This window comes from Bacillus sp. N13C7 (assembly GCF_026790065.1).
Classification (GTDB): Bacteria; Bacillota; Bacilli; order Bacillales; family Bacillaceae; genus Bacillus.
Window position 1 is genome coordinate 110694 of the sequence record NZ_JALAMO010000014.1, and the last position, 10022, is coordinate 120715.

Annotated in this window: 10 protein-coding genes; 6 read left to right on the forward strand and 4 right to left on the reverse strand. The window is 45.3% G+C overall.

Going from position 1 to position 10022, the window contains the following annotated elements; all coding sequences use genetic code 11:
* Nucleotides 1-336: 336 nt before the first annotated feature.
* The 3 genes from MOB98_RS16155 to MOB98_RS16165 all read right to left on the reverse strand — a co-directional run bounded on the left by MOB98_RS16155 (nucleotide 337) and on the right by MOB98_RS16165 (nucleotide 3704).
* A complete protein-coding gene (locus MOB98_RS16155) occupies nucleotides 337-1773 on the reverse strand; it encodes an anion permease (RefSeq protein WP_268361210.1) in 1437 nt (478 codons plus the stop codon).
* 127 nt (nucleotides 1774-1900) lie between these two features.
* The gene (locus MOB98_RS16160; protein ID WP_268361209.1) at nucleotides 1901-3163 is read right to left on the reverse strand and encodes a pectate lyase; all 1263 of its coding nucleotides are present in this window, start codon (nucleotides 3161-3163) and stop codon (nucleotides 1901-1903) included.
* A gap of 193 nt (nucleotides 3164-3356) precedes the next feature.
* Nucleotides 3357-3704: a general stress protein gene (locus MOB98_RS16165; protein ID WP_268361208.1), complete on the reverse strand. Its 348-nt coding sequence runs from the start codon at nucleotides 3702-3704 to the stop codon at nucleotides 3357-3359.
* 242 nt (nucleotides 3705-3946) lie between these two features.
* Between MOB98_RS16165 and MOB98_RS16170 the strand changes: the two genes are divergently transcribed.
* The 6 genes from MOB98_RS16170 (at nucleotide 3947) to MOB98_RS16195 (ending at nucleotide 9379) form a co-directional block, all read left to right on the forward strand.
* Complete coding sequence (locus MOB98_RS16170) at nucleotides 3947-4315, forward strand: YfmB family protein (protein WP_268361207.1); 369 nt, start codon at nucleotides 3947-3949, stop codon at nucleotides 4313-4315.
* Nucleotides 4316-4423: 108 nt separating this feature from the next.
* Nucleotides 4424-5371: a Fe(3+)-citrate ABC transporter substrate-binding protein YfmC gene (gene yfmC, locus MOB98_RS16175; protein ID WP_268361206.1), complete on the forward strand. Its 948-nt coding sequence runs from the start codon at nucleotides 4424-4426 to the stop codon at nucleotides 5369-5371.
* Nucleotides 5372-5443: 72 nt separating this feature from the next.
* Complete coding sequence (gene fecD, locus MOB98_RS16180; protein WP_268361205.1) at nucleotides 5444-6445, forward strand: Fe(3+) dicitrate ABC transporter permease FecD; 1002 nt, start codon at nucleotides 5444-5446, stop codon at nucleotides 6443-6445.
* Nucleotides 6442-7443, forward strand: a complete 1002-nt coding sequence (gene yfmE / locus MOB98_RS16185; RefSeq protein WP_268361204.1) for a Fe(3+)-citrate ABC transporter permease YfmE — start codon at nucleotides 6442-6444, stop codon at nucleotides 7441-7443. The genes fecD and yfmE overlap by 4 nt, the downstream gene beginning before the upstream one ends.
* Before the next feature lie 12 nt (nucleotides 7444-7455).
* A complete protein-coding gene (gene yfmF, locus MOB98_RS16190; protein ID WP_003233737.1) occupies nucleotides 7456-8256 on the forward strand; it encodes a Fe(3+)-citrate ABC transporter ATP-binding protein YfmF in 801 nt (266 codons plus the stop codon).
* Nucleotides 8257-8359: 103 nt separating this feature from the next.
* Nucleotides 8360-9379, forward strand: coding sequence for an NADP-dependent oxidoreductase (locus MOB98_RS16195; protein ID WP_268361203.1), 1020 nt, complete (start codon nucleotides 8360-8362; stop codon nucleotides 9377-9379).
* 48 nt (nucleotides 9380-9427) lie between these two features.
* Here MOB98_RS16195 and MOB98_RS16200 read toward each other — a convergent pair whose 3' ends face one another.
* Nucleotides 9428-9874, reverse strand: a complete 447-nt coding sequence (locus MOB98_RS16200; RefSeq protein ID WP_268361202.1) for a GNAT family N-acetyltransferase — start codon at nucleotides 9872-9874, stop codon at nucleotides 9428-9430.
* Nucleotides 9875-10022: the final 148 nt, after the last annotated feature.

The following is a 10022-nucleotide window of genomic DNA, read 5'->3' on the forward strand; positions in this document are numbered from 1 at the left end:
GACAAACAAGTCTAATAGAAGCTCCAACATGAAATCACCTCCTTTGAAGACTAAATATTATTTGTTTTGTCTTCGTTTATTACATTTGAAAACGAATTCTCTTTATTTAATATTGCAAAATAATAACTCCTCACAAAAAACCTCATATGTATATTTACATGAAATTACACCTAAGGTTTATATGAACTAATTGAGTAAATAATATCATGAGCTGGAATTTGTGTAAATACTTTAAATTTCTCTTTTTTAATATTTTTGTAAATATTCTGTTATTTTTGTTTTAATAGTAAAAAAGCTTGAAGAGAGAAAATAATCTTCTCTTTTCAAGCTTAGACTTTACCATATTCCTAGAACTTTCCACCATAATCCGCCGATCCCAAGCCATACGATAATATGGACAATCGACAGGATAAATCCGATGGACCACCATTTGCCTTGCGGAATGTAGCCTGCTCCGAAGAAGACTGGAGCCGCTCCAGAACCGTAGTGGGTCGTTGACCCGAACAGGTTGCTGATGAATGCAAGGCTCAGCGCTGCTAAAAGCGGCGGTGCGCCCGCTGCTACGACCACAGCCAAGAATGCTGAATACATCGCACTGATGTGGGCTGTCGCACTTGCAAAGAAATAGTGAGAGTAATAATACACAACAATTAAAATGATGAATGCCACAATCCATGAGAATCCTGATACGGATGATTTCATGGCATTACTGAACCAAGACACCATGCCTAATTCATTCAAGAAGTTGGCGAGCATGACAAGCGCCGCAAACCAAGTGAGCGTATCCCAAGCGCCCTGTTCTTTTTTGACATCATCCCAAGTCAGAACCTGTGATAATAAGAGAACGGCCAAACCGATCAATGCAGTTGTGGTTGCGTCGATATTGAAATTGCCGCCAAAAATCCACAGCACGAGCACTAAAAGAAACACGATAACCATGGAAAGCTCTGATTTTTTGAATGGCCCCATTTCTTTCAGTTTTTCTGTTGCGATTTTTGCCGCATCCGGTGTTTCTTTGATTTCCGGCGGATACAGCTTGTAAATCACAAGCGGCGTAATGATTAAGCTTACAAGTCCCGGTACAATCGCGGCAATTGCCCAGCTTGTCCATGTTAAGTCCACCCCTGCGACATCATGGGCCAGCTTGGCAATCAGCGGGTTTGCCGCCATCGCCGTTAAGAACATAGCAGAAGTGATCAGGTTTCCCTGAAAACCGGTTTTCAATAAAAATGCGCCGATTTTTCTTTCTGTTCCGTTTGCCGGGCTTGATCCGAATGTTTCGGATAACGATCTGATAATAGGAAAGATAATGCCTCCTGCACGCGCCGTATTACTTGGAATGGCAGGTGAAAGTATTAAATCACTGAACAACAGTGAATAAGAAAGTCCAAGGGTTTTTTTCCCGAATTTCTGAACGAATACATACGAAATTCTCGCACCGAGCCCGGTTTTGATAAATCCCCGGGAAATGAAGAATGCGATCACGATAAGCCAAATGGTCTTATTCCCGAATCCGCTTAATGTATCCTCAATTGATAGTGTTCCAGTTAGTGCAGTAACCGCCAATGCAAAGATTGCAATTGCACCCATTGGCAAGGGCTTGGAGATAAAGCCGATAATTGTCGCGACAAAGATCGCAAACAAATGCCAAGCTTTAGGTTCAAGTCCGGACGGAGCGGGAATAAACCAAATGATTAGTCCCACAGCGACAGTAATAAGCAATGGGACAAGCTTTACTGCTGACTGTTTTCCTGCGTCTTTTTCTGAAGCCATAAATAGGTCTCCTCCTATATACTTGTTTTCCGATCCCCTTTCCCATTCTACTCCTTAACTAAGTTAATAAACATTTTAATTAATTAAAAAACACAAAGGTGAACATCCCTTTGTGTTTTTCATTTTCTTAATTTAGTTTACCCGCACCCGCTTGGGATATAACAGTTGTTTTCACATTGGCGGAAGCACCAATTGTGCCGTGCAGAGACGGCGTCCAGCCGACAGAAGAGCTCAGCCCGTTTGCAGCCGATGCGTTGATTTGTGCCCCGTTCAGCAATGTGCCTGAGTCATATAAGGCTGTTCCCCCGCTAAATACGCTGATCGTTTTAGCAGCTGTCAGTCCAGGTACGTCAAAGACATTGTTCTGAGCATAGATTTTAGAGGACTTTCCGATTCCCCACGCATAACTGAAGGCATAATCTGAGGAGCTTGTACTGCCTTCATAATAGTTGTTGTATACATGCACTTGTCCGAAGCGGACTCTCGGTGCGCGCTGAACGATATTCTTGTAGCGGTTGTGGTGAAGCGTAATTTTTAATTTTCCGTCATCAGATGTTTTGCTGTCGCTTGATCCGAAGATGGAGCTTTTATCATGATCGTGATAATAGTTGTAAGACATCGTGATATAGTTAGCACCGTTAGAAGCATCAGTTTGCCCGTCATGATGCTGATATTTTCTGCCGAAATACTTAGGCGATGTGCTGTCTGGCCGGGAACCGTCATTAAATGTGCAATGGTCAATCCATATGTGCGTGCCGCCGTTTATCGTGATGTTGTCGTATTGTGAGTTCCAGTTTCCTGAGCTGCCGTCAGTCGGATCCCACTGCGGAAAATAATCATAAGCGTCCTGGAATTCGAGATTGCGGATAATGACGTTATCACTTTTGATTTGGAAGTTTCCGCCCACGATTTTGGCATTTGTCCCTGAACCGACGATGGTCGTGTTAGCAGGAATATCCACCATAACCCGTGCTTTTTGGTTTTTCTGTGAGCGTGCTCTCGCCTCTTCTTGAGTTCCAGACGGCTCTTTTTTACCCCATGTGCTTGGGTCATAGGCTTTCAAATATTTATCCAAATCGTACTCCGGATCTTTATAGTCATTTAGACCAAGCGGCTTTAGATTGTCATCCACATTCATGTCAATCGTTCCCTTGATATAAATGATTTTTGGCGTTGTGTTGGTTTCCTTTCCTAGTGCCGAGACAAGCTGGTTTCTGTTGCTGACGGTATACACATTCGAGGACGATGCTTTTGATCCGCCTGTTGTGCCGGTTGAATACGCGCCCCAGCCATCATTGGATCCCAACGTCTGATGGCCTAAATCAGCTGCGTTCGCGCCAGCTGGAGTCAATCCTAAAAACAGAGCCGTAGCTAACATTACTTTTTTCATTCACTATGTACCCCCATTTTCTATTTTGTGAGATTTTATTCCAATTTATCACAAAAATATAATAGCAAATTGAGGGACATTCAGAACCGAAAATGTTCCGCTATCTGATTGCGGCATACTGCAACGCATATACCGCAAAGACCGCAAAAAAACCCAAAAGGCCGTAGTTTGCCTTTTGGGCTATATCCCTGCATTATGCCCAGGATTTCACTTTTTCATTATCTGTCACAAAGAGAAGCACTTTCCCTTCATCTAAACGTTTTTCGAATTGAGCGGCTTCATCTTCAGAAAAGCCGATTTCGTGAATTTTATTGCGGAGCTCGTCTCCTTTTTTATTAAAGATATTTCCTACCGCGTGCTTGAAACCTGTTTCTTTTGCTCCGATCGTGTTGGCATTCGTGTTGCCTGCCAGGCGTTCCGTTCTGTCATCATCGTGAGCTAAGACGTATACATCCTCTTTCGCAACACCCATTTTCTGTAATTCTTCTACATCCTTCATGAGCTGTTCGTCGTTTGTATACTCTTTTACAACTGGTTTCATTTCGAATTCCTCCTTCATGATATCTATGTTTCTTTTATACCCGTTCGCATATTGATGAAACAGATTTCAGAACATTGGAGAGAAAAACAGGAAGAATGATAGTAGCCTTTTATTTTCCGCCCATGGTAAAGTGATAGGAACGGGACCCATTTTCAGAAAAATCAAAATTAAAGAGAAGCCGCTGCACGGAGCACACGACCATGAAATGCTGCCTTTATCCGTACGAGCAGGAGGTATGTCTAATGCAATACTTTTCACCAGAACAGCAATACAATGCTTGGATTGTGAGTGATTTAGTCAAACAGATTTTCTATAAGCGCGCCGGATGTTCACCAGGAATTCACGAGCTTGCGGTTTTTGCCGAGAAACATTTTCATATCGATATCGACTTTGTTTTCTCGATTATCATGAATATCGGCGACATTGAATTTGCACTAACAGATGAAATAGAAAAGAAATTGTCCGGTTATCTCAGCACTCTCCTTCCTTATGTCACTGCTGATATGTTCGAAACCTCTAAAGCCAACGCCCATGCGTTTTTGTCTCGAAGACACGGTAACGTTGCATACCACTTATTTGTGTCTGATGATGCTTTCATGAAAAAGCAATAAACCGCAGCTTTCTTTATTAAAAAAATATTGACATGATGAGCCATGCTATTATAGTGTTTACATGTGATAATGATTCTCATTACTAAATCTAAAAGAAGGAAGAATGACATGCGCACCTATTCTAACAAGTTGATTGCCATCATGAGTGTTTTATTGCTCGCCTGCCTCATTGTATCTGGCTGTTCATCAAGCCAGAATAACAACGGAAGCGGCAAAAGCGAGTCTAAGGATTCCAGAGTGATCCATGACGAAGAAGGAAAAACGACAGTAAGCGGCACACCTAAGCGGGTGGTTGTCCTAGAGCTATCATTCTTGGATGCTGTCTACAATCTCGGCATTACGCCAGTGGGCATCGCCGATGACAACAAAAAAGATATGATTAAAAAGCTTGTCGGCAGTTCAATCGATTATACATCTGTAGGCACACGCAGCGAACCGAATCTTGAAGTCATCAGTTCCTTGAAGCCTGATTTAATCATCGCTGACGCTGAGCGCCATAAAAACATTTATAAACAGCTGAAACAAATCGCCCCGACAATTGAATTAAAAAGCCGGGAAGCGACTTATGACGAAACGATCGACAGCTTTACAACGATTGCTAAAGCATTAAATAAAGAAAATGAAGGAAAAGAGAAGCTTGCCGATCACAAAAAAGTGATCAACGATCTGAAAGCGGAACTTCCTAAAGATGAAAATCGCAGCATCGTTCTCGGGGTTGCGAGAGCAGATTCATTCCAGCTTCATACGTCATCATCTTATGACGGAGAAATCTTTAACATGCTCGGCTTTACACACGCTGTGAAATCAAATGAAGCCTATCAAGAGGTCAGCCTTGAGCAATTGAGCAAAATCGATCCTGATATATTGTTCATCTCAGCGAATGAAGGCAAGACAATTGTAGACGAGTGGAAAAAGAACCCGCTCTGGAAAAATCTCAAAGCGGTGAAAAACGGACAAATCTATGATGCGGACCGTGACACTTGGACAAGATTCAGAGGGATCAAGTCTAGTGAAACAAGCGCCAAAGACGTCCTCAAAAAAGTGTATAATAAGTAGGACAAAAAAGAAGCGAGGGGAAATCCTTGCTTCTTCGTTTTTGCAATCAGACGCAGTAAGGAAGTGAGACAGTTGTATCATTCAGCCAAACGGCGCTCATCATCAAGACTGATGATGTTCATCATCGCACTGATCATATTAATATTCGGGCTTGGGCTGAATCTTTCAGTAGGCGCCTCAGATATCGGCATCATCGATGCATTGAAATATCTTTTTGTATGGGACGGTTCTAAGGAACAGCTCATCATCTCTACTCTTCGCCTTCCCCGCACATTAATCGGCGTTTTCGTCGGCGCCAGCCTGGCCGTAGCAGGGGCGCTGATGCAGGCCATGACGAGAAACCCTCTGGCTTCACCTCAAATTTTCGGCGTGAATGCGGGTGCATCGCTTTTTGTCGTTGCTGCGCTCGTCGTTCTGCCGGCATCGCCCTACTCCTCCGTTGTATTCGCTTTTGCGGGTGCGGCAGCAGGCGGTGCGATTGTATACATGATTGCCTCATCCGGCGGAATGACACCTGTCAAGCTGGCCCTGTCAGGAATGGCGGTGCATTTGTTCCTCTCTTCCATGACACAGGCTATTATTATTTTAAATGAGTCGGGAGAGGATGTCCTGTACTGGATGACAGGCGCGATAGATGGGAGCAATTGGCAGGACGTCATGACCATCGCTCCGTTTTCTGTGATCGGCATCGGGCTGGCCCTCGTGTTTTCCGGCTCTGTTTCTGTTCTTGGTCTCGGAGACGAAACAGCAAAAGGGCTTGGGCAAAATATGAACGGCATCCGAATTCTGATCAGTTTGATCATTTTAATTCTTTCCGGCGCTTCCGTAGCCGTCGCCGGGCCGATTGGATTTGTCGGACTGCTTGTTCCGCATATTGTCCGCAAGCTGATCGGAGAACATTACCAATACGTGCTTCCGTTTTCGGCGCTGTTCGGTGCCATTTTGCTGGTGTACGCCGATGTTCTGGCCAGATGGATTGCATTTCCCTATGAATCACCGGTTGGCATTGTCACAGCAATTATCGGAACACCGTTCTTCTTATACTTGGCGAGGAAAGGGCGAAATCTGAAATGAAGAAAACAACCAGAAAACAAAAACGCCCCTTGCTGGCGATACTTCTATTGGCCGTGATTCTGATCGTTCTGTCCGTCATCAGCATCGGCTTCGGCGCCTTATACATTTCACCAGCTGCGGTAGTGACGAATTTGCTGGGATTGGATCATTCCTTTGAATTTATCATTCAGCAATATCGCCTCCCACGGATTGTATTAGCGATTTTGGCTGGTGCCGGGCTTGCCGCAGCCGGAGCAATTTTACAGGGTGTGATTCGCAACCCGCTCGCTTCTCCGGACGTTGTCGGCATTTCAAAAGGTTCCGGACTTGCGGCGATGACTGTGATTCTGATCTTTCCTGAATCACCGGTATACGTGCTTCCGTTCTCCGCATTTGCCGGCGCCGCCATTATTGCTGTACTATTATTAATGATAGCCCGCAAAAAAAGCATTCAGCCCTCTTCACTGGCTTTATCAGGCATCGCCTTAGGCGCGGTCTGCCACGCCGGGATGCAATATATGATGGTCAAGTTTCCGGGCGACGTGAATGCTGCACTCATTTGGCTGACAGGCAGCCTCTGGGGAAGAAACTGGGAAGAAGTCAAGCTGCTTGCGCCATGGCTATTGATTCTTTTGCCGATCGTCTGCATTCTCATACCGAAGCTGGACCTGATGTCTCTCGGTGATGAGCTTGCACAGGGTCTGGGCGAAAACGCAAACCGGCTGAGATTCATCCTGATTTTCACCGCGGTTGCACTTGCGGGAAGCTGTGTAGCCGTCGTCGGCTCAATCGGTTTTATCGGTTTGCTTGCTCCGCATATCGCCAGACGGCTTACTGGAGAAAAAGCTAAATATTTACTGCCTGCATCGGCATTGATTGGTGCTATTATATTATTAATTGCAGATACATTAGGGCGCGGCATCATGCCCCCGGTTGAAATACCGGCTGGCATACTGACGGCCGTGATCGGTGCGCCTTATTTCTTATATTTATTGAAATTCGAAGCGAGGAAACAGTAGGGAGAGGATACCATGGGAAAACTGGCTGCAGACCAACTCACTCTTTCATATGACAGCACAGTGATTATAGACGGAGTCGATTTAAAGATAGAAGAAGGCAAAATCACTGCGCTTATCGGCGCCAATGGCTGCGGGAAATCAACGATCCTCAAATCGCTCGCCAGGCTGATGGCTCCAAAAAGCGGTACTGTTCTATTAGAGGGAAAAGATATACACCGCCAGCCATCAAAAGAAGTCGCAAAAAAACTGGCCATTCTACCTCAATCTCCTCAGGCGCCTGAAGGATTGACGGTAGAAGAATTATGCTATTTCGGCAGACATCCTCACAAAAAGCTGTTATCCAAGCATACCCAAGAGGATCACGACATGGTAGAGTGGGCGCTGGAAGCAACGGGCATGATTGAGCTGAAGGATCGGACACTGGATGCCCTCTCAGGCGGCCAAAGACAAAGAGCATGGATTTCCATGGCGCTTGCACAAGGCACTGATTTGCTTTTGCTTGATGAACCGACCACATATTTAGACATCTCACACCAGATTGAAGTGCTTGAGCTTCTGAAAAAGCTGAACCGCGATCATGGCCGCACCGTTGTCATGGTGCTCCATGATTTAAACCAAGCCGCTCAATATGCCGACTATTTGATCAGTGTACTGGACGGAAAAATATACAATGCCGGAACACCGGAAGACGTATTTACCCAGCCGTTTTTCCGTGAAGTCTTCGGCTTGGAATGCTGCATTATGAGAAGCCCGATCGACCAGAAGCCAATGTGCCTGCCGACGGGACTGTGCCCGAAATTACGGGCCAAATAAAAAGGAGAGGAACCCCTCTCCTTTTTTGTATGCCAGCATACCTTTTGTATTTCCTCTCCTGTCCATGTTACAGTGGTGTCAACCAAGTGATAGGAGGATGAAAATGACAGCATCTCAGCAGCAAATTCAATTAGCAAGACGTCCGCAAGGTGTTCCCGTTCATGAAGATTTTCGCTTTGAAACCATTCCGGTTCCTGAACCGAAGCAAGGGGAAGTGCTTGTCAAAACGCTTTATGTATCGGTTGACCCTTATATGCGCGGCCGTATGCAGGATACGAAGTCATATGTTGAGCCGTTCGCCTTGAATGAAGCGCTTTCTGGCGGGGTCATCGCTGAAGTTGTATCAGACGGGAATCATCTGAAAAAAGGCGATATCGTCATCGGAAACCTCAGCTGGCAGGAATTTTCCTCGGTAAGCGAGTCTGCCTTGCGAAACATTGATACAAGCCTTGCTCCCGCTTCTGCCTATCTCGGCATTTTGGGGATGACCGGCTTGACGGCATACTTTGGATTGCTGGATATCGGGCGTCCGAAAGAAGGCGAAACCGTAGTGGTCTCCGGAGCTGCGGGAGCCGTCGGTTCAACAGTCGGGCAGATTGCAAAAATCAAAGGCGCGCGAGTTGTCGGCATCGCGGGCTCTGATGAAAAAGTCTCCTATTTAAAGCAGGAGCTGCAGTTTGATGAAGCCATCAATTACAAAACAGCTGATGATATCCAAAAAGCGCTTGAAGACGCTTGTCCTAACGGTGTCGATGTGTATTTTGACAATGTAGGCGGACCGATTTCAGACGCGGTCATGAACCTGCTCAATGAATTTGCCCGCATTCCGGTGTGCGGCGCCATATCTTCCTATAACGCAGAAAGCGAAGCAGATGACATGGGCCCTCGTGTTCAATCAAAACTCATTAAAACGAAGTCGCTGATGCAAGGGTTTATCGTAAGCGACTACTCCGATCGTTTTTCTGAGGGGGCAAAACAGCTGGCCGAATGGCTGAAGGCTGGTAAACTTCATTACGAGGAAACCATCACAGAAGGCTTCGAAAACATTCCTGACGCGTTTCTCGGCTTATTTAAGGGAGAAAATAAAGGAAAACAGCTGATCAAGGTCAGCGATCCGAGCTGAAGATGAAAATGGGAGGGCTTTTTGCCCTCCTTTTGTGTTGGGATGAGGTCAGCTGCGAAGAATCAGCGTAAGAAAACCATCTTCATCAGGTTCTGTATCTTCTAAAGTGAATCCTGCTGCTTGAAAGCAGGCTAAACTGACTCGATTGTCTTCTTCGATGCATGCCACCCATTCCCGCACGCTAGTAAAATCCTGATCAGCCAGCAGTTTTTGCAATATCCGTTTTCCATACCCTTGAAGCCGGTACAAAGGATTAACGATTAATCCAATATACGTCCGCTCCTCCCCGAACTCAATAACGGCCATCCCTGCCGGCAGCTGTCCATCATATGCCATGATGACAGTATCCTGTTCATCTTTACTTACTCGTGCATACCAGTCATCTAATGGCAGCATGCCATCCATTCTCCGCCTGGTATCCTCATGTTCAAACCAGTGTTCAAGGATCTTCAGCTCTGGCTCCTTCACTGCTTGAAATCTGTCTATTGAAACCATCTTCCCACCCCCGCGCGAAACTTTTTCTATTATTTTACAATAAAAAAGAAGGGCTTTTCGCCCCAGGCTGTCGAGAAAATCTCGACAGCCTTTATTTTTTCTTAAAATATCCATTCTCCTGTAATAAAATAAAAGAAAGACTTCAAAA